This is a genomic window from Ktedonobacteraceae bacterium, assembly GCA_035653615.1.
Taxonomy (GTDB): domain Bacteria; phylum Chloroflexota; class Ktedonobacteria; order Ktedonobacterales; family Ktedonobacteraceae; genus DASRBN01.
In genome coordinates this window covers 245,974-266,342 of sequence record DASRBN010000042.1, presented here as the reverse complement: position 1 = coordinate 266,342, position 20,369 = coordinate 245,974, and the positions used below count along the sequence as shown (strand labels likewise).

Annotated in this window: 14 protein-coding genes; 12 read left to right on the top strand and 2 right to left on the bottom strand. The window is 54.3% G+C overall.

The window, feature by feature from the left end; translation table 11 throughout:
* Window positions 1–229: 229 nt before the first annotated feature.
* The 12 genes from VFA09_26635 to VFA09_26580 all read left to right on the top strand — a co-directional run bounded on the left by VFA09_26635 (window position 230) and on the right by VFA09_26580 (window position 18,931).
* Complete coding sequence (locus tag VFA09_26635; protein ID HZU70881.1) at window positions 230–3,799, top strand: carboxypeptidase regulatory-like domain-containing protein; 3,570 nt, start codon at window positions 230–232, stop codon at window positions 3,797–3,799.
* 125 nt (window positions 3,800–3,924) lie between these two features.
* On the top strand, window positions 3,925–5,133 hold the full coding sequence (locus VFA09_26630; GenBank protein ID HZU70880.1) for a PQQ-binding-like beta-propeller repeat protein: 1,209 nt from the start codon (window positions 3,925–3,927) through the stop codon (window positions 5,131–5,133).
* The gene (locus tag VFA09_26625) at window positions 5,120–6,466 is read left to right on the top strand and encodes a PQQ-binding-like beta-propeller repeat protein (GenBank protein HZU70879.1); all 1,347 of its coding nucleotides are present in this window, start codon (window positions 5,120–5,122) and stop codon (window positions 6,464–6,466) included. Before VFA09_26630 ends, VFA09_26625 begins: the two co-directional genes overlap by 14 nt.
* A 96-nt stretch (window positions 6,467–6,562) precedes the next feature.
* Window positions 6,563–7,030 (top strand): hypothetical protein, encoded by a 468-nt coding sequence (locus VFA09_26620; protein HZU70878.1) that lies wholly within the window; start codon window positions 6,563–6,565, stop codon window positions 7,028–7,030.
* Window positions 7,011–8,555 (top strand): hypothetical protein, encoded by a 1,545-nt coding sequence (locus VFA09_26615; protein HZU70877.1) that lies wholly within the window; start codon window positions 7,011–7,013, stop codon window positions 8,553–8,555. Before VFA09_26620 ends, VFA09_26615 begins: the two co-directional genes overlap by 20 nt.
* 57 nt (window positions 8,556–8,612) lie before the next feature.
* Window positions 8,613–9,029, top strand: a complete 417-nt coding sequence (locus tag VFA09_26610; protein HZU70876.1) for an FxLYD domain-containing protein — start codon at window positions 8,613–8,615, stop codon at window positions 9,027–9,029.
* Window positions 9,030–9,045: 16 nt separating this feature from the next.
* Complete coding sequence (locus VFA09_26605) at window positions 9,046–11,655, top strand: ABC transporter permease (GenBank protein ID HZU70875.1); 2,610 nt, start codon at window positions 9,046–9,048, stop codon at window positions 11,653–11,655.
* A 304-nt stretch (window positions 11,656–11,959) separates the two neighbouring features.
* On the top strand, window positions 11,960–12,973 hold the full coding sequence (locus VFA09_26600) for a phytoene/squalene synthase family protein (protein ID HZU70874.1): 1,014 nt from the start codon (window positions 11,960–11,962) through the stop codon (window positions 12,971–12,973).
* Entirely contained in the window at window positions 12,963–14,129 is a 1,167-nt protein-coding gene (locus VFA09_26595; GenBank protein HZU70873.1) for a glycosyltransferase family 2 protein, read from the top strand. The genes VFA09_26600 and VFA09_26595 overlap by 11 nt, the downstream gene beginning before the upstream one ends.
* A complete protein-coding gene (locus VFA09_26590; GenBank protein ID HZU70872.1) occupies window positions 14,126–15,745 on the top strand; it encodes a carotenoid biosynthesis protein in 1,620 nt (539 codons plus the stop codon). Before VFA09_26595 ends, VFA09_26590 begins: the two co-directional genes overlap by 4 nt.
* Complete coding sequence (gene crtI, locus VFA09_26585) at window positions 15,742–17,295, top strand: phytoene desaturase family protein (GenBank protein ID HZU70871.1); 1,554 nt, start codon at window positions 15,742–15,744, stop codon at window positions 17,293–17,295. Before VFA09_26590 ends, crtI begins: the two co-directional genes overlap by 4 nt.
* Before the next feature lie 232 nt (window positions 17,296–17,527).
* On the top strand, window positions 17,528–18,931 hold the full coding sequence (locus VFA09_26580; protein ID HZU70870.1) for an NAD-dependent succinate-semialdehyde dehydrogenase: 1,404 nt from the start codon (window positions 17,528–17,530) through the stop codon (window positions 18,929–18,931).
* Between the two features lie 69 nt (window positions 18,932–19,000).
* Here VFA09_26580 and VFA09_26575 read toward each other — a convergent pair whose 3' ends face one another.
* Together VFA09_26575 and VFA09_26570 are read right to left on the bottom strand one after the other, a co-directional pair.
* On the bottom strand, window positions 19,001–19,201 hold the full coding sequence (locus VFA09_26575; GenBank protein ID HZU70869.1) for a DUF2795 domain-containing protein: 201 nt from the start codon (window positions 19,199–19,201) through the stop codon (window positions 19,001–19,003).
* Window positions 19,202–19,351: 150 nt separating this feature from the next.
* Window positions 19,352–20,167, bottom strand: coding sequence for a GNAT family N-acetyltransferase (locus VFA09_26570; protein HZU70868.1), 816 nt, complete (start codon window positions 20,165–20,167; stop codon window positions 19,352–19,354).
* Window positions 20,168–20,369: the final 202 nt, after the last annotated feature.

The following is a 20,369-nucleotide window of genomic DNA, read 5'->3' as shown; positions in this document are numbered from 1 at the left end:
TTGTACAGCTTGTACTAGATTTTTGTACAACCATTTTGCAGTATTTAACGACGTTGTGGGTTATTTAACATTCGCTTAACATTTTCTTAATATTCTCTTAACATAAGTGAGCCAAACTATTTTATGGGGGTAAGTAATAATATGTATCTCCTTTGTAGTGCTGGCGGCTCTTGTTGACTGTACCCTTTTTCATTCATTCCTTCGTTGGATGAAAGTGAGGAGGCCATCGATGTTTCGTCCTCATACGCGCACTAAGGCTCTCATTGGTTCGACTAAAGGTAAAGTATTTTTGTCGCTGATCTTTCTCACCCTGGTAGCCCTCGTCGGCTTTCAGCTCGCCAATACTCTAGGTGCTGCTCACGCGGGACAGGGGACCCGGCAGCTCATTGATACGCTGGGGGATAAAGATGATCTTCCAGTAGCGCCAACCGCGCCTATCAGCTGTACGCGGGCGGGTACGGGTAAAGGAGTTGTTCAAGGGACGATTACGGATGCGAATACGGGCAAACCGGTAGCCAATGCCTATATCGGCATCAGTCCTGGAACAGTCAATAGCTTTGCTTGCTATACCCATAGCAATGCGGATGGTAGCTTTGATTTCAACAAATTGGACCCTGGCACCTACAATCTCTCTGCCAGTCGCTGGACGGTCATGGGAACGGAACCGCTTTACCGCGACAGTGAGGTATACCAGATACCTGTTGGCTCTGGCAAGGTAACGGTGAATGTCGCTCTCACGCCCTTGCAATCGCCGGGTTATCGCAAAATAGGCAGTAACGATGCCACGAATTTGATCATCGTGGACATGGACGAGACCTATTTCAACTCCTGGTTCACCGACTACAACTCGGTAGCCAGCCCAAAGGTGACTCCCGCGATCCACGGTTTTGCGAAGCAGGCTGTGAATGCTATCGAAGAATGGACGCAATATGGTTACTCGCCTATTGACCATTACCAGTTAGCCACCGGCGGCTTCCCTGTATGGCGCACTCCTGATGGTCCGGCAAAGTATTGGACGCAGCCCGATCCCAATCTGGATGTGAATCTATGGTACAGCGGAGGGCCGAAGACTGCCGAGGAATTTGGGCAGGAATCCATCTTTGATGTCGCCAAGAGCTACGGCATGAATACTGCCGTTATTGGAGGCAACGATTACCCATCCGGTCATATCACCGATGCCAACATTGACGAGATTAACCTGGCCGGTACTAATCCCTGCTCCACGCCGTCCGGTGAAATCAAAAAGATGGAGAACTTTATTACCTCCAGTCTTAACAATCCCAATGGTTTCCTGCTGTACGCTCCCCTGACGCAGGCAGAGGGTTTCAATACGGAGAATACCAGCCCCGATGCTCCTCCACAGGTCTTCAGCTGCTCGAGCGAGAATGGCTGGGATTACGCGCAGGCCAGTATCTGGGATGACCAGGCTTTCGGTCAATTATTGGACTTTCTCAAGAAAACGAAGCAGGGCCCGTCAACGCTCTACCAGAATACCGCCATCATTGTAACGGGCGACGAGGCAGAGAATGACATTACCAACTTCGATAACTTCTATCCTACGGGTCCGGGCGAGCCTGGATTGGGTACCACTCGCCATACACCCTGGCTTATCGAAGGGCCAAATATCTACCAGGACAAGGTCTATAAGGCACAGATGCGTATCGATGACACATCGGTAAACGCGATGGCAGCTTTGGGCCTGCCGGCACCGTATGATTCACGTGGACACCTGATCCCGCAGTTTTTCATTCACCAGCCGCAGGTGTTGCAGCCTCCTGTTCAAGGGCGTCAAAGCGTGGCTTTTGTACCAGGAAATGGCGGTGCTGGTGGATTCGATGCCCAATTTCTCAGCGCTCAAGAGCGTGATCTATTCCTGGCCGGGAAACTGAGTCCGAACCTGTTGCAGAGCCAGGGTTTCATCTCCTTGCTTGAAAATAATGTCGGCGGTTATACCACGACCATCTCGGCTCAGAACGAGAGTACTTCTCCTATCCAGTCGGGCACGATTACTGTTTATGACCAGCATGGTAACGTGGTTGTGACGAAGAAGCTCAACGCGCCCTTGATGCCCAACAGTGCCTGGGTCATTAATGCCGCGAAGTTGGGCCTGCCCGCTGGTTTTGCCGGTACCGCACTGCTTCAGGCTGATCAACCGCTTGCCGTCGTCAGTAACGAGACATCGCCGAATGGCCCGACGCAGAGCATGGAGGGTTATTCAGCATTAGAAACAGGCTCTAGCCTCTATGCTCCGCTCGTGTTGAACGCTGTCAATGGAGTCACCAGTTATCTATCCATCTCGAATCTTTCACCATGCCAGCAATGCGGCACAACGGTAACGGTAACATTCTATAATGCGAAAGGGCAACCTCTTGCCCATACCTCTTCACAGCTCAAGCCTTTCGGGCAGATGCGCGTCGATGCCGGCAAAGTTGGCCTGCCGAAAGGGGCAACTGTTGATGCCATAATCACCAGCAATCCACCACAGGCGCTTGCGGCTACTATTTACACCCTAAGCGGCCAGGCGCGTTCATTTACATACAATGCGCTCTCGAATGGTGATCTCTCATTGAACGATCCTTTAGTCGAAAATGCTGTTAGCGGGCAGAGTACCAGCCTCACGCTGGAAAATTCGGCTACCATGACCGATCATGTCACGATTACTTATCGCGATACAAGCGGCAAGACGGTGGCAACACAGAATGTGACCGTCGTCGCGCGTGGCAGCGCGACGGAGACAGCAGCAGGGGCAGGTTTACCTTCCGGCTTCACTGGATCGGCGGTAATCACATCTGATCATAGAGTCGCTGTAATCTCGCAGGTAAGCCACGGCAAGTATGTGAGTGCATTCAATGTTATACGCTCACTGGATTATACCTTGTATACCTCCGTGTACGAACCACAGGTACAGAATGCCGTAGGAGGTGTTACCAGTTCGGTGACCGTGACGAATACAGGCACCCAATCAACAACAGAACAGATCCAGTACTTCAATTATAATGGCGAATCCGTTGGGAATACGCCGACTGCAACTCTCGCTCCCGGTGCGTCCTATACCTTCAATCAGGGAGACCCATCTTCAGGACTGCCTGCAGGCTTTAAAGGTTCGGCGGTAGTGACTTCCAGCGCCTTTCAGCATTCCTCGGTCGTTGTAACATACAGCGGCAATGAGGTGCGCAGCTACGATGGCAGTCAGGCGCAGACGGGACAGTTAGTCCTGACCATCGGCCAATTGCGACAGAATTTCAGCTCGTTCAATGGCCTGGTTGTGACAGTCGTTGGCGCGATTGTTACCCGCAGTTTCGGCCCGAACTGGTTTATCCAGGATAGTACGGGCGGCATTCGCGTTTACGTTGGAGGGGGAGCAGGCCAGCAGGACGGTGATATTGAAACCGTGACCGGCGTGCTAACCACATACAGCGGTGAGCTTGAAATTGATCCGAGCAGCGCCAGTGACGTGATCAAGACAGGTACCGGCAAGATACCCGCGCCGGTAGTGGTAACGACTCAGCAGATCGCGCAGTTGAAGTATAACTCTCCGATTGATGGCGAACTGGTCACGATTCCCGTTTCCACAATCACCTCTTATAATCCGCCCTCTCTAGGCCTGACGGACAGCAGCGGTGTGCAATGCAACGCTTACTTCGACTCCTATGCTCAGAAGAACATCGACCTGAGCAAATTTCATCAAGGCGAGCAGGTGGTGACGACCGGCGTACTGCAGTTGTTCGGCAATAATTACAAAACGTCTGTAGGCGAAATTGATCCACTGCTCAAGTCGGATTTTGTGATGTACGGCTGATGCATGCTGAGACTCGTATAGAGGTAACAGCTTTGCAACGGTTATAGCCTGGATTAGCAGGCGGACCCAGGCTATAACCGTTGCTGGTGGCTCGATTCAGTGACAGGCATGTTATGTGGAACGACTTGAAGACAAAGCACCGCATTACGCTGCTAGGTATCTACTGCATAGTATTATTTCTGGTTCAGGCCTGTGGTTCCACAGCCCATCCCCAGACCAACATTGTAATTGCGACTTCCTGGTTAGCTGCCAACCTGGATGGAAATGCATGGCCAACCATAGGGCATGATGCTGCCCATACGGGTATGTATGGAGCCCAGGACCAGAAAAGTTTACCAGAATTGCATGGACATGTTGTATGGCAGCAGAATACGGGTGGTTCTATCTTCTCGGCACCGGTATTGGCGAATGGAACTGTTTACATCGGCTCGACGGGCGGGGATGTGCTGGCGCTGGATGCCGCAACCGGTGTAGTGCGCTGGAAACATGCCATAGGTCAATTTTTCAATGATTCTACCCCGGTAGTGGTGGGCCGCGTTGTCTTTGTGGCCGCCGAAAGCACGTGGATGCTGGCGCTGGACGCAACAAGTGGCAAGCAACTCTGGGCTACAGACACGCATGAGGTGATTAAGGCGGCTCCAACCTATGCAAGTGGTATGGTACTCGTTAATGCCAGCACAACGACATTGGCATTGGATGCACGAACCGGCATGGTGCGCTGGCGCTTTCATGAATCAGGAGCGGGCTGGCCAACGACGGCATCCCCGGCAGTGCAGGGCAACCTGGTCTATGTGGTTCAGGGGACGAACCCGGTCGTCTATGCTCTGAACCTTGTCAATGGCCACACAGTATGGTCTTATAGGGTTGGCGGACGCCTGATCTCTACGCCGCTTGTGACGGGGCAGGATGTGATAGCAGGCACCTACGATGGTCATGTTCTCTCCCTGGATAAGGCTACCGGCTTGCTTCAATGGATGTATGACGTGAACACTGCTTTGCCGCGCGGTATGCCGAGGGATGGCATTGCCGGATCGCCGGCGGCTGCCAATGGGACTATCTTTATAGGTACATACGATGGCGATATTCTTGCCATCGATGCCGGAGATGGGCGGCTGCTCTGGTCTCGTCTCATCGATGCGCCGGTGCTTGATGTGCCAGTTGTTGCGGGAGGCACGTTATATGTAAGTGGCGGCCAGGCGCTCTATGCGCTTAACGTAAAGCATGGGACTGTGGGATGGCGCCTTGCATTAGGCGATGTGCGTAATGATCTCGCGTTAGGGTCTGGCCGGCTCTATGCAGGTACAGTACAGGGATTTGTTTATGCGTTGGACTAGCAAGGTAATGGGAGCAACATCGGGGCGAAGCAGTAGTATGCCTGTGACACAGATACTGGCAATTGGGAGCCTGCTGATCATGATACTGCTTGCCGGTTGTTCATCTCCATGGAGTAGCTCATCCACGTTCATGCCCACGCCAACGCCGCAGTTTGCGGGCGGTGAGCCGGTGCTGCCGCAATTGCAAAAACTATATCGCGATGCCCCATTGCCATCTGCTGGCGATATCGCTGCCACAAATCAATCCTGGTCGCTGGCAGGGCACGATTCTGCCAATACCTTTGCCACGACAGGTTCGCCCGTGCGAGGAGCGATACGCTGGTTTTTTCAGACCCCCGGTCCGGTGCTGGCATCACCTATCGTGGCCGGTGGGCTGGCGCTGGTGAATGGTGGAGATGGTGTACTGTATGCTATCGACAGCAGCACCGGAAATCTCAGGTGGCGCGTACCGGTCGGTGACGCGCTGGTTGCCGGTACTCCTGCGGTGGCGGAGGGCGTCGTCTACGTCGCGGCTCAGGGTCATGGATTAATGGCGCTCGATTTGCGATCTGGCACGACACTATGGCAGGTCGATACACATTTACCGGTGCGTGCAGCCCCTATGGTTGTCGGGTCATTGCTTCTGGTAATGGCGGGTGCTAATGATCTGTTGTGCCTGGATCGAGCGACCGGTAAAGAATACTGGGAATTCAAATCAGAAGACGTACTGAGCAACTTCTGGCCCAGCCAGGGGTTTCCCGCGGTTACTATCGATGATGGCGGGCTGGCCTTCGCGGCTCTTGGCGCCTCAACAGAATTCAACGCCTTGAATCTGCGTACGGGTCGCAAAGTGTGGGAGCAAACAGTGGATTCGCGTATGGTTGGTTCGCCCGTTTACGATGCATCGTTGGGACTCGTCTTTGTCGCGACCTGGGCAGGTCATGTCTATGCGATGGATGCTCGCACAGGTACGATCAAATGGCGCTTCAGTCTGCCAGGGGCAGGCAATACCGGAACAGGTTTTGCCTCTGGCCCGGCGCTCGCGAACGATACCCTTTTTATTGGCGACTACACGGGCCAGATCATAGCATTGGATACCCATAATGGTAAAACACGCTGGATATACCAGGATCATGGATCGGTAGTTGCGACTCCGGTTGTACGCTCGGTAAGTGGCACAACAATGGATGTGTTTGTTACTAATCAGAACGGCATGCTCACCGCGCTCGACGTCAATAATGGATCATTGGAATGGCATATCTACCTGGGGGAGTTGCGTTCAGCGCCAGTGCTGGTCAACGGTATGCTTTTTGCCGGTTCTGTCAGCGAGCATGGCCTATTTGCCCTAAATTAAGAGAACTTAGCGGAAAACTTGCCCGGAGCCAGGTTTAGATTTGTAGCACTGCTGGTTGCGCAGTTTGAAATACAGCAGGATCAGGAGGAAGTCATCTTGAAGTCTAAGCGCAATAATATCAATCTTCGTTTCAGTTTTCTTGGATTGCTCATCGTTATCAGTATGTTTCTGCTCGTCGCCTGCGGGAACAATAGCGGATCGACCAGCACCGGCAGTGGTAGTACTACACATTCGAGTACTGCTACTCCCACCGACCCGAATCATATTTCACTGGCCAGGTTAATCGGCACGCCAACGGCGAAAATCACATCAGGGGCCAATTTTGAGGTAACGGGCCAGGTAAAGAATCTGGACACCAAACAGCATGATATTCACCTGCAGGCCACACTCAAGGATGCCAGCGGCAAAGTAGTGGGTACTGCTACTGGCCTGGCAGATGATGTGCCAGGAGGCGAGACGGATACATATATACTGGATGGTACACTTACCCAGCCTACATGGTCAACTGTTTCCGTTGTCATCACCAAAGTCACTGAGAATGTGGATGGTCAAGGTACCGACTAGCTTACAACCGGATAAGGTTTCGTCTGCCCCTGGCAAGCGGCGGCGCCGTTCGAAATTGGTATGGTCAGTCATAGCTCTCGCACTGATTGTCGTCGTTATCGCGGCGGTTGCGGGAGCACTGGCTGTATGGCCACGATCCTCTCCTGTTGTTGTCTCTATTCCTACTCCATCTCCGACATTTGTGCCCAAAGTGGGCGATGTGGATGCCAATGACCTGGATGATGGTGCGACCGTCGCGCTTGGAGCGATACCCTCGTTTCAGTTCAAAAGCGGTGGCTATACATTAAGTGGCGTGACAATTGATGCGCGGTCGAAACGCCCGGTTGGTGGCGTCTCAGTCTGGATTACGCTGCCGCCGGTTCTCGGCCAGCGTACCGCGCCGGAACTGCGCTCGGTATCGACGCTGGCCGGCGAGTTTTCATTTTCTCATCTCGCATCGGGGAAGTACAACCTGGCGGCGGCGCGTTATTACCTGCAAAATGGCAATGGGCAATTCATGTACCCGGAGGTGGTGCAAACAGGCGTGGTAGTACCGCAAAAATCTTCTTTGCGCCTGTCGCTTCTGCCTCAACTGGCTCCAGGGAAGCGTCAACCTGTGCCAGGAGTTGCGAAAAACTTGATCATCCTGGATATGAGCGGCATCTACGCCGACTCCTGGTTCGATGATCCCGCGCTGCAACTCGAGGCGAGTAACATGCGTGCGCTGGCTACTTCCGGTGCTTCCGCTACAGAGGTGAATGCGCCCTATGGCTGGCATCCTGCCGATCAATATGCCTTGCTCAGCGGCACCTACCCATCCTGGCGTGTCTATGATCCCTGGCCCAACCTGGTGCCGTGGGGTACTCCTGATAGCATAGATACCACGTTCTGGTACAACTCGGACCCCACGGCCCTGAATTTTGGCCAGGAGAGCCTGTTCGATGTTGCCCTCGGTTATGGTATGAGTACAGCGGCGCTTGGTGGTCCCAGGTATGCTTTAAGCGATGTCAGTACGCGCGGCGTGCAGACTACCCAGGTAGGACTGGTCTTCGATAGCGCCGGCTGGCTGGCGACTGCGCAGCATCTTATCCAGAATATGGCAAGTAATCCTAACGGCTTCGTCTTCTACAGCGAATTGGATCCACCTTTTGGCCCGGCAGGAGCAGCAGGCGCTATTCCCGACGCGCCGGGCGGCGCTTATGCACGGGCAATGCAGGCAGACGACGAACTATTGGGATTGTTACGCAGCTGGCTGGCTAATTCAGGCCTGCTCTCTAACACTGTTATCCTGGTGACCGCTTCCGAAGCCCAGGTGAATGAGACTGCCTTTGATAATTATTATGGTATGGGGCCGCAGGGCGTTGGCAGCAGCCTGCACGTCCCGCTGGTGATCTCTGGCCCAGGAATCGCAAGGGGTATAATAGATCAGAAACCGGTTTCCAGCTTCGCGGTGGCGACTACTGCGACACGGGCGCTATGCCTGCCTGCGCCCGCAAACGCTCGCGTGCAGGCGATTACATCATTATTTAGCAATCACTGTATTTGAGATAGATGGGATGCGTTCATGGGCAAAGCAATAAGTCCTGGTAAAAAAAGAGCTTCTATGATCTATGTCCTTGCTAAGGTCTTTTGCCTGTTGCTGCTCCTGTCGCTTGCGCTGGCTGCTTGCAACGATCAGTCATCAAAGCCTGATCCGCGTCTCAAATATTTCACCGTTCTGGATTCGCGTGTACTGATAGCCGATAATCAAGCGGAGATATTTGGCGATGTAGAAAATACGAGCACGATGAAATTTCCTTTTGACGTGACCATGCAGGCGGATTTGATGGATAACAGCGGTCAATCTGTAGGGAGTGCCACCGGTACTGCCGAGGATGTTGGACCGGGACAGGTGCGCCAGTTTGTCCTCGTTGGCACTGTTGATGGCACGCGCTATGCCAAAATGAAAGTAACGGTGGTTTCGCTGCAAGAAAAGCGGCAAGAGCTTGGTCTGCCCACACCAACGCCGATAAACCCGTAGGAAGAAAGGTGCATCCTTGCTGCGTTTTGCCTTGTGGTCATTGCGGAGTCGCTGGTCGCGTATCCTGACACTTTGCCTGGGGTTGATCTGCATTTCAATCTGCACGACTCTGCTGGCGAGCCTGGCCCAACTTTCAACATTGAGCGCCGACCGGCAGTTAAACCGCGCCTGGCAATCCGCGCCATATGACCTGCTTGTGCGCTCGCCCTCCGCGCTCAGTCCTGTTGAGCGGCAGCTGCAGATCGTTGATCCGGGCGCTCCAGAACAGACGTATGGAGGGATTTCGCTTCAGCAAGTTGACACCATCGCTCATATTCCTCATGTTGCTGCCGCCGCGCCCGAAGCAGTAATCGGCTGGCTAACGCTTCGGCCATACGTTTTTATCACCTTCAACAGGCCAGGATTGTATCGTGTCACTACCCGGCTGATGGTGCAGGGATCGAAATCTCCGCCGAGCACCCTCCAGAATCTTTACGAAATCCTCCCACTCGCGGCATATAGAGCGATAGCAGGGCAGAACACGGCAAAGCTCACCTACGTACCACTCAATGCCTCCGGCACGGCTACCGTCGCGGCTTACTGGCCCCTATCAACCTTGCTGGTAGGTATTGATCCAGGCGCAGAAGCCGGGCTATCGGGTCTGCAATGGCAACCTAGGCCTATGAAGTCCGGTGGAGCTGTTGGGGTTCCCCTGCTGATGGATACACACCCCTGGACATCCCTCAGTGCGATGGTCACGGCAGAATATGCCGCATTGCCTGATCCTGGCAAAAATGGCGACAATCGCCCGGCCACAGCAAATGGCGATAATATGAATGTTCCGTCTTCCGCCTGGGCTATGTTCGCGGAGCAGCAACTGGATGCCAAAAATCTGCTGAATATGTTAGCTCTAGAATTGGGTGGAAAACAGCAAATACCATGCCTGGGCGCATGTGCCGGTAAAAATGGAGTAGCATCCCTTGTAAGTGCCAGGCTCAATGGGCCACTACAAGGCGGAGGTATCATACGTTACGCGCGCCCTGGCTATACAATAACGACTTTACCGGAAAGCGCGAACAATGCTCCGCCGCTCCTCAGCGTTCTCACTATGGGTTCGGATGCCGGTGGTCTCCTTACGCGCTTGCCGCTGCTGCCGGAAGCAACGACTCCGTGGATCGCATTTAATGGCAGTGGTGGTAGCTTCACTACGTTCGATAGCACAAAACTGCCTCTTATACGCGACAATGCGTTATCATGGGAAGCATCAGGAGCGGCAGGGCTTTATTTGCCGCAGCCCGGAACGGAAGCACCGGGCCTATCGCCGCAGCATAGCGTCATCTCCCTCCCGCCGCTGCTCTTCACGACCGTGAGCGTCGCCTGCCAGCTGACAGGATTAGAGTGTGTGAGCGCCGTTCGCGTGCGCGTTGCCGGGGTAGATTCGTTTGGCCAGCGCAGCGAGGCGATTCTGCAACAGGTAGCTGCTGATATCGAACGTCGCACAGGTTTGCATGTTGATGTGCTGAGAGGCGCATCTGGAAGACAAATAAAGGTTCAGATTGCTCTCACTAATAAATCCACTTCCACTTTCTCCGAGATCTGGATTCAACCGCATGCCGCAGTCACCATTGCGAGTGGAGTGAGTGGCGCAAACATTTTGCTGCTGCTCTCTGAGGTCAGTGTCGCTGCCCTGGCGCTGGTAGCGGCCGCGTTGTTATCAACCCGCGGTCGAGCAGCCGAATTCGCAATCCTCGTGCGCATAGGATGGCAGGGTAGCAGGATATTGATCGAATCGTTCATCGAATCGATGGTTACGGCCTTCCTGGCAGCACTACCCGCATGCGGATTTGCCTTACTGTTAAACCAGTTGGGGATACCATCTATCGCGCCGGTCACCATTTTATACGCTTTAAGCGCTGCAATTCTACTTTACATAATTGTTTCCACTTTTGCAAGTCGTGCTATCATTTTTTCGCAAGGTGGTAAGCAAGTGGTACGGGGGGCCGATGAATCGGCGGTGGGCGCGATCAATCGGCCCCTACGGCTCCGCCGCAGGATTTCCTATGAAGGTCAGGTGCCTGGTGCTATAAGCAACCGGCCCTGGTGGTTGCTCATGTTTTACCGGCAGGTCTTCAATCGACCGGGGAGTATAGCGCTCGTCGTGCTTTCTATTCTGGGGGCTTGCGGATTGGTGAGCCTGATGCTGCTGGTCTACTGGGGGCTGGATGGCCTGCTCTATACGACGCTATTGGGGCAGCAGGTACAAATTACCCTTTCGGGCATCCATCTCGTGACGGCAGCTTTGACCTGTGCCAGCGCCGTTTTGACGGCGGGATTGATAATCCTGATGATGGTACGCGAGCGGAAGCGCGAATTTGCTATGCTGCTGGCGATTGGCTGGCGCGGTCGCACCGTCGCGCAAGAAGTTGTGCGAGAGGGCATAATGCTAGGCTTTGCGGGCGGGTCATCAGGAGGGATTGTTGCCATCCTGATCTTTCTCGTGGCTTATCATATCTGGTTGCCGTTGTTATTCATCGGGGCTGTTGTCATTGCTGCTGCTCTTGGGATGATTCTTGGCGCATTAGGCGCGTTTTATCCGGCGCAACTGGCCGGTCAGATGCCGCCGCGACAGATTTTTATGTCCGCTTAGCCGTATAAACATGCCATCAGCGCGACCTGATGAAAAGATGCTTTATAGCATACGAATGGGTATTTCCCCTTTCTCATGCTCCAGTAAACTGCGAGCGTATCAAGGCCTCCCCGGACACAGATTCTAATAGCACATTGTGTAGTTACAGGAATACACCCGTTCTCTCTCGATCTCGCATCTACTACGTGGAGACATTCTTTAAGCTTCGTGTGAGCAAAGCTCTCGAAGAAAAGCCACCAATGCATCCGGTATAGGCCGGTATAGCTGACTCCTGATAGTGTAGGGAAGGAAGCGTAAGTTCGATATGAGAATGGTAGAGATAGGCAAAAAAGATACCGGAAGCATCGAACCGGCAGGGAAACAATGCGAGGCCGGTATCCTTTCGCAACAATGGCTTACCACTTCAAGCAGTTCAGATGAGGGGCTCCTGGCAACTCATGGACGGACATTCCATTTTGCTGCGCGCTTTCTACCGCCGAAGCATCGACAACTGGTGATTACTCTCTATGCTTTTTTTCGTACATTGGATGACCTGGTAGATAAACCGGTGGAGGGTCGCCGGCTCGAGGATATTCGTTTAGAACTGGATGCCTGGAAGGACTGGTTCATATCGGGCTGCCTGCTTCCCGCGCCACGGGAACCTCTTGGAGCGAGGCTGGCCGCTGTACTGGCTGAACGTCCCGTTCCCATTCCCATCTTCCTGGACTTTCTTGATGGGCTTGCATCAGACCTGGAGCCGGGAGAGATTCGCGACTTTAGCGAACTCTACTGCTACTGCTACCGCGTCGCGGGAACGGTGGGGCTGGCTATGGCCTATATCCTGGGTGTCAAATCCTCTCAAGGGCTGGCCGCTGCGCAAAGTCTGGGAATTGGGATGCAACTGACGAATATCCTGCGGGATGTAGGAGGCGATCTCGCTTCTGGTCGTATCTACCTGCCACAGGAGGACCTGGAACGTTTCGGTAGTTCGAGCGCCCATCTGATCCAGCTATACCAGAATCAGCACGGGCCAGATGATCGCTTCTGCGCCATGATGCGTTACCAGGTTGCACGTGCTCACCGCTACTATGTTCATGGTATGTCGGGCATCTGGCTACTTCCTCGCAACTGCCGATTGCCCATACTCGTGGCAGGCCGGCTCTATCGCCGCATACTCAGAGCGATAGAGGGGAAACATTACGACGTACTGCGCTCCCGTGCGGCGACCAGCTTTCCAGAGAAACTATGGGAGGCTGCTATCGCTTTTACACTCGATCAGCTCTGGCGCTGTGGAGAGGGCACCACCAGTAGCGAAGTGGAGGTAGTCTTTGAAGACTAAGAGAATCTTCAGTTTCCTGGAGCCAATGATCGTTGTTGCACAGGCTTTCCTGGGTATACGCGTCATCTTGCGTTTGCTCCGTAGCGCAGGAGGAGAGCGTATCTCGCCCAAAGAGGCATTGGTCGCTGGCGAGGAGCGTGTTTCTGTCATTGTACCGGTGCTTAACGAGTATGACAGGCTCTCACCATGCCTGGAAGGACTGATTGTCCAGAGTGCAGAAGTAAACGAGATTGTGGTGGTGGATGGCGGCTCAGATGATGGTACGCAAGAATTGGTTGATATTTACACGGGGCGTGATGCACGCGTGCGCCTCGTGAATGCGAGTCCCATCCCTTCGAACTGGAACGGCAAAGCCTGGGGATTGCAGGTCGGATTGCATTCTGCCGACCCTGACTCGCGCTGGATTCTCACAGTGGACGCTGATGTTCGCCCTGGCGCTCTACTGACGCGCGCGCTGCTTGGGCGAGCAAAACGAGGCGGGCTCTCGGCTCTAAGTATAGCAACGCAGCAAGAGATCAATGGCATTGGTGAGGGACTATTGCATCCCTCACTACTCGCCACGCTGGTTTATCGCTTTGGCATACCCGGAAAGGCCTTCACGCGCGTAGACGAAGTACAGGCGAATGGACAGTGCTTCCTGTTTCGCAGGGATGCGCTGGAAGCATGCGGTGGCTTTCTGGAGGCCCGGAACTCTGTCTGTGAAGACGTTACGATTGCGCGAACGCTTGTGGCAAGAGGCTATTCCACCGGTTTTTACGAGGCCGGCGATCTTGTGAGCGTCAAAATGTACGCTGATTGGCGCGATACCTGGCGCAACTGGCCTCGCTCGCTTCCAATGCATGATCAATACTCAGGCATAAATACGTTGCTTGGATGGCTCGAAGTGGCGCTGGTGCAGGCACTACCACTACCGCTATTCCTCTTTCTCGTGATTGGACATGCGCGACGTAGCAGGTTTATGGTGCTGAATGGCGGACTAACGGCTATGCGTATAGGAGTACTCTTTGGCATCGCCCGGGCGTATTGCCGCCATCCCTGGTCTTACTGGCTCTCACCGCTCTGTGACATACCTGTGACTATTCAGTTGGCGAGAAGCGCATTGCAACGTCGCCACATCTGGCGTGGTCGTATTCTGGTTCGTGGAGAAACGTTATGAGAACTATTAAAATCCTCTTTGTCTGTCACCTGGCGGCCCTGCTATTTGGCCTCGGCGGTCTCCTGATCGCGCTGCCACACCCTGAACTGTGGGCGAACAGTCCTTTCGCGGTGGAAGTATTCAATTTTGGCATCGTCTACGCGGGGTCGCTGCACATCCTCTTCGGGGCTGCGGCAGTGCTGCTCTTCGGCCTGTTCATGGTTGGCACGCGCAAGACGCTCATATTCTTTGCCGTCGCAACCACGATCCCTTTAAGCATGGAATTGCTCGGAACCAGCACAGGATTCCCTTTCGGGCCTTATTCCTACACAAGTTTTCTTGGCTGGAAAGTGGCCGGCCTTGTTCCTTACTCTATTCCCCTGTCGTGGTTCTACATGGGGTTTACCTCGTATATCCTGGCAAATGTGATTGTTGCCGGCTTACGGCTTCGCCATCGTACAGGCTGGTCGTTGGCACTGGGGGTCTATTTCCTGACGGTCTGGGATCTCTCTTTGGACCCGGCGATGGCCAGTCAAAGCCTGCCCATCCACTTCTGGATATGGCACCAGGGTGGCCCTTACTTCGGCATGCCAATCAGTAACCTGGTTGGATGGTCGCTGACCGGCCTGATTTACATGGGACTCAGTCGCCTGCTCTGGCGTGCTAATCTTGATGCGCAGGCTGTAGCGACGTGGTTTCCATTCGGCGTATATGCCGCGAACACCGGCTTTGCCATTGCCCTGAACCTGAGTGTGGGACTCTGGATTCCCGTGCTGGTAGCTATAGTACTCGGGCTGCTCCCTGCATCGCTGGCTCTACTGTTCAAACCAACTAGAAAAATGCGGCAGGTGGCTGCAACAAGTGAACCCAGGGTTTCAATTGCCAGGCGCCTCTCGCTGCTAACGGTGTACACTGGTAGCCGGATGCTTACCCGCCGCAAGGTGCGGGTGATGGTCGAGGGGCTGGAATACGTACCGCGCTCTGGCCCGGTGCTAATCGTCGCGCGCCACTTTCATCATCTCTATGATGGATGCGTTCTGCTCGAAACTGTCCCACGACGTCTACACATTCTGGTAGCACTTGACTGGGTTCAGAAGCGCTGGCTACGCAGGCTGATGGAGTGGGCGTGTGCTATGGTTGATTGGCCTGCGCTGTTGCGCATCGAGAGGCTTGGAGAGGCTGAAGATACGATAAATCGCGTCTCTATAGCGGCCAGTAGTGCATATGTGCGAGGCGAGTTCGGGCGCTACCTGCGGCGAGCAGCCAGGGACTCGGTTCAATTGCTACGCAATGGCGAGGCGCTAGTGATTTTTCCAGAGGCGTATCCCAACATTGACCCTGCACCCACACCGAAGAAGGATAAGGACGCTTTTCTTCCATTCCGCCCAGGCTTTGCCAGGTTGGTAGAGATGGCAGAGAGAGATGGGAACACCAGGGTGTCCATCATACCAGCGGGATTTACCTATGTCCAAGGGGAGCGCTGGTATATCACGCTGCGCTTCGGCCCGGCGCTCTTCCGTGATGACTATCCCGACTCTACCCACCTGTTGCAGGCGATTGAGAAACGGGTACGCGGTCTCTCGAATCAAATAGCCGGTTCTGCATGTTCCCATACTGAGGAGGCCATTCAACTATGATGCAGCTACTTTCTCATGATCGTGCCGGTTTGATGACGAGCGAGCGTTATCATGGCAAGGTAATCGTTATCGGTGGTGGATTTGGGGGTCTTGCCGCTGCCATTCGCTTACAAGCTGCCGGGCACGCTGTTACGCTTGTAGAGGCCCGTGAAAAGCTGGGGGGCCGAGCCTACCAGTTGAAGGAAGACGGGTTCACCTTTGATACGGGACCCACGCTGATTACCGCGCCACATTTGCTGGAGGATCTATGGGCTACTGCCGGTCGAAGTCTGAAAGAAGATGTGCCGATTATTCCCCTTAGCCCTTTCTATCGCATCTACTTCCGCGATGGACGCCATTTTGATTACTGGGGAACGGCCGCCGAGGACGAGGCGGAGATCGCCCGGTTTGAGCCACGCGATGTAGCAGGCTATCGCGCCTTTCTTGTCGATACACAACGCATTTACCGGCGCGCATTTGCGGATCTGGCCAATCAGCCTTTCCTCACGGCAGGAGCAATGCTGCGGGTTGCGCCGGAGTTAGTGCGCCTCGGCGCACAGCGCAGTGTTTACGCTTTTGTCTCGCGCTACTTCCGCAATCCACAGCTCCGCATGGTCTTCTCATTCCACCCGCTTTTCATCGGAGGTAATCCTTTCCGCGCCAGCGCCATCTACAGCATCGTGCCCTATCTCGAGCGGGTTGGCGGCGTGCATTTCGCGATGGGTGGAATGTACACGCTCGTCGAAGCAATGGCCTGCCTGTTTCGCTCGCTCGGCGGTGAAGTCCGTTGCGGTATGCCCGTCGAGCAACTTATTCTCAAAGCGCGGCGTGTGACGGGAGTCCGGCTGGTAGATGGGACAGCGTTCGAGGCTGATGTTGTGGTCGCTAATAGCGATGTTGCCTCTACCCTTCTCACACTCTTGCCAGCATCATACCGTTCCCAGCCTACGAGTAGCCGTATGAAACGGTACCGCTACTCTATGAGCTGCTTCCTGTTGTACCTGGGGTTAAACCGCCGGTATGAACACTTGCGCCATCACACGATCTTTATGCCTGATCGCTATCAGCAGTTGATTCGCGCTATTTTCGACGGTCAAGGCATTCCGGGCGACCTGGCGCTCTACTTGCACGCTCCGACGAAGACCGATCCATCGATGGCACCACCGGGCGATGAAAGCCTCTATGTACTCGCACCGGTACCTAACCTGGGGCATGGCATTGACTGGACACGCGAGGCACCCACTTTCCGTAATAGGATCATTCGCTTTCTGGAACAGGAAGCGGGCCTGCATGGATTAGAGAACAGCATTATAACCGAACATACCTTCACGCCGCTCGATTTCGCATCCGAACTGGGCAGCCACCTGGGAGCAGCGTTCTCGATTGAGCCAACGCTCTTCCAGTCTGCCTACTTCCGACCCCATAATCGCTCCAATGATATTGGAGGATTGTATTTCGTAGGAGCGGGCACCCATCCTGGCGCCGGTGTTCCGGGGGTCTTACTCTCTGCTGATATTACGAGCCGCCTGGTGATTGACGATCTGGCGAAAATGAGAAAGTCCAGGTTATAATCGAGAAAGTAACCTGTCAGAGGCTAATTCTTCTTTGATGATCTCAGCAATGGGCATTTGCTCGTCTTCAGGAAGTTTTGACACTTCGTTGAATACTTCTTTCAGAGGTTCTATCACGGCTTCCTCATTTGGGATAAAATAGAGAGAAGGACAACGGACAAGGGCGAGAAACACCCAACTGGCAATACTCCAGCTATTGCTACTCGCCAGCTTTTTAGAGAAGGGGAAGTATATGAGCATTCAATCCATAAATCCGGCCACCGGAGAAGTCATTGAAACCTTCGAGCCTTATACCGAGGCGCAGATCAATGAAGCGCTTGACCAGACCCGCAATGCATTTCGGCAATGGCGCGAGACATCGTTTGCCGAACGCGGCGCGCTCTTTCGCCGCATCGCCAGCCACCTGCGCGATCATAAAGCCGAACTGGCGCGCACCGCGACACTAGAAATGGGCAAGCCCATTGTTGAATCGGAGGCCGAAGTTGAGAAGTGCGCCTGGAACTGCGAATACTATGCGGAGAATGCTGAAAAGTTCCTGGCAGACCAGCATATCTCTACGAATGCGACCGATAGTTACGTCTCGTTTCAACCACTCGGCGTCGTGCTGGCCTTGATGCCCTGGAACTTTCCCTACTGGCAGGTCTTTCGCTTTGCCGCGCCTGCATTGATGGCAGGCAATACCAGCGTTCTCAAACATGCCTCGAATGTCTCTCGCTGCGCGTTGGAGATCGAGAAGATGTTTGTGGAAAGTGGCTTCCCGCAAGGTGTCTTCAAGACGGTGCTGGTGCCGGGTGCGGAGACGGATAAGCTGATTACCGATCCGCGTATCGCCGCTGTCACGCTGACCGGCAGCGATGCGGCAGGTGTCGTGGTGGCATCGACAAGCGGGCGCGTGCTGAAGAAAAATGTGCTGGAACTGGGCGGCTCGGACGCTTTCATCGTGCTGGAAGATGCCGACCTCGATGCCGCTGCGCAAATGGCGGTGCGGGCTCGCTACCAGAACACCGGCCAGAGCTGCATCGCAGCCAAACGTTTCATCGTCGTCGATTCAGTGGCAGATGCGTTTGAGCAGAAATTTGTCGAGGCCGCCTCGAAGCTGCGGGTGGGCGACCCGCTTGAGCGTGAGACGCAAATCGGGCCAATGGCGCGTGGCGACCTCCGTGAGTCATTGGAGAAGCAGGTGTGCGACTCCGTTGAGATGGGGGCGAAAGTCATACTCGGCGGCAAACCTCTTAAAGGCAAGGGCTACTTCTATGCTCCAACGATTTTGACCAATGTGACTCCGCAGATGCCTATGTTCCGTGAGGAAACATTTGGTCCCGCGGCTGCCGTCATTCGCGCCCGCGATACCCAGCACGCTATTGAACTCGCCAACGATTCGCAATTTGGCCTGGGCGGTAACCTGTGGACCAGCAATATCGAACGAGGCCGTGAATTAGCTCGTCACCTGGAATCCGGAGCGGTCTTCATTAATGGCATGACCGCGTCAGATCCTCGCCTGCCTTTTGGGGGCGTCAAACGCAGCGGCTATGGTCGCGAGCTTTCCTCATTTGGCATTCACGAATTTGTGAATATTCAGACCGTCTGGATCGGCCCTACCGTCAACCCGGCGCCTACGAAGACTCCAAGCGAGTAGTGACCATCTGAGCATAAAAATGGGGATGCAAATTCGCTTTGCATCCCCATTTTTATGCTCAGATGGTCGCTATTTTTTGTTATCTATGTCACCGATGGCTTTACTGACACCGGAAGGTCCCTCGAATTGCTTGTCAGGCAATTGCTTAAGCGTTTCAAGCACCTTCTGGTCGGCGCCATTCTGCTCGGCCTGCTTGATCAGGTCTTTCTTGCTGACGGGGTAATTCACACCTTTCAGGTATTTCTGCAGCTGAATTGGGTTAACTGCCATGGTTTTCTCCTTCTTGTACTTTCAACTCAAAACGTCTTTTCGCACATACCTGTACACGAATGAGGGCTTGTAATTGATACAAGCATGTGCCTGGTGAAAATCCACCAGGCACATGCAGGCACATAGTTCCTGCTGTTCCGTCACCGCATACTATGGCTGGTGCGGATACCAGTACATCGACAGAGCCTGCCCGTGCAGCACGAAGCCCAGGCGCTCATACATAGAGCGGCTCTCGGGCGTTGGACCGAGTACTCCGACACGATAGCCAAGCTTGCTCGCTTCTTCCAGAACCGCTCGTGTCATGGCTGTTCCCACCCCCTGACGCTGTTTTGCCGGCGCAACCTCAACGTTATAGATGCCCGCAGCCTCTCGTCCAAGAAAGAGCGAGAGGCCCCCCACAGGCTCTCCACCCAACTTTGCGATGTAGTGACGCAGGGGTTGATCTCCGTCCAGACCCAGGCTGATGTAGAGCCGCTCGCGAGGTTCGTCCCGCTGGTTGTCCTCCAGGTAGCGATGGAAGGTACCCCAGAGCGTCACCCCCTCTTCATCAACGACGCGCTCGATGCTCAGACCTGGTGGTGGCGGGAGGGGGGAAAGGATGGCCGAAAGATCGATGGCCATTCCTACGCCCTGACGCAAGCGTACCCAGCCATGTGCCAGGAGGAGTTGCTCCAGATTGGCAGGACGGCTATCTACATTGAGAAACCACAGGTGGGGAATGTCTCGTTCCCGAAAGCGCGAAGTCACTTCGTCGATTACCTGATCGGCATGCACCTCCGAGAGTTGCGCCCGTACCACTCCATTAAAGGTGTTGTCCCAGACCCCGGTGATGACCCACTCAATCTCATCGGTCACATGCCTTTCGGCCAATGGTGAGGTGCCCAGGTAGGACAGCATCTCGATCATATTGACGGATTCCAGCAACGGCCAGCGCTCATGACCTCTTGCTTGTTGGTGTTCACTCATGGCTATTCCTTTCTTTGCTTGAGATGACCCTTTCTTTCGATCATCTCCTCTGTAATGACCACTCTTAGTGGCACACGCAATGGGGAAATGGAACAGCCATGAGGGGGCGCGCGAGCACAAGGAAATACACCAGGGGAAGCTGGCGTGAAGAGGCATCTGCGAACGTTCGCTGATCAGGACAGTTACATCTGAGTACGCATCA

Excerpts from the sequence above, each read along its gene's own strand:
- VFA09_26580 (HZU70870.1), top strand. The coding sequence starts at position 17,528 with ATGAGCATTCAATCCATAAATCCGGCCACCGGAGAAGTCATTGAAACC.
- VFA09_26575 (HZU70869.1), bottom strand. The coding sequence starts at position 19,201 with ATGGCAGTTAACCCAATTCAGCTGCAGAAATACCTGAAAGGTGTGAAT.
- crtI (HZU70871.1), top strand. The coding sequence starts at position 15,742 with ATGATGCAGCTACTTTCTCATGATCGTGCCGGTTTGATGACGAGCGAG.
- VFA09_26635 (HZU70881.1), top strand. The coding sequence starts at position 230 with ATGTTTCGTCCTCATACGCGCACTAAGGCTCTCATTGGTTCGACTAAA.
- VFA09_26615 (HZU70877.1), top strand. The coding sequence starts at position 7,011 with ATGGTCAAGGTACCGACTAGCTTACAACCGGATAAGGTTTCGTCTGCC.
- VFA09_26600 (HZU70874.1), top strand. The coding sequence starts at position 11,960 with ATGAGAATGGTAGAGATAGGCAAAAAAGATACCGGAAGCATCGAACCG.
- VFA09_26610 (HZU70876.1), top strand. The coding sequence starts at position 8,613 with ATGATCTATGTCCTTGCTAAGGTCTTTTGCCTGTTGCTGCTCCTGTCG.
- VFA09_26590 (HZU70872.1), top strand. The coding sequence starts at position 14,126 with ATGAGAACTATTAAAATCCTCTTTGTCTGTCACCTGGCGGCCCTGCTA.
- VFA09_26625 (HZU70879.1), top strand. The coding sequence starts at position 5,120 with ATGCGTTGGACTAGCAAGGTAATGGGAGCAACATCGGGGCGAAGCAGT.
- VFA09_26570 (HZU70868.1), bottom strand. The coding sequence starts at position 20,167 with ATGAGTGAACACCAACAAGCAAGAGGTCATGAGCGCTGGCCGTTGCTG.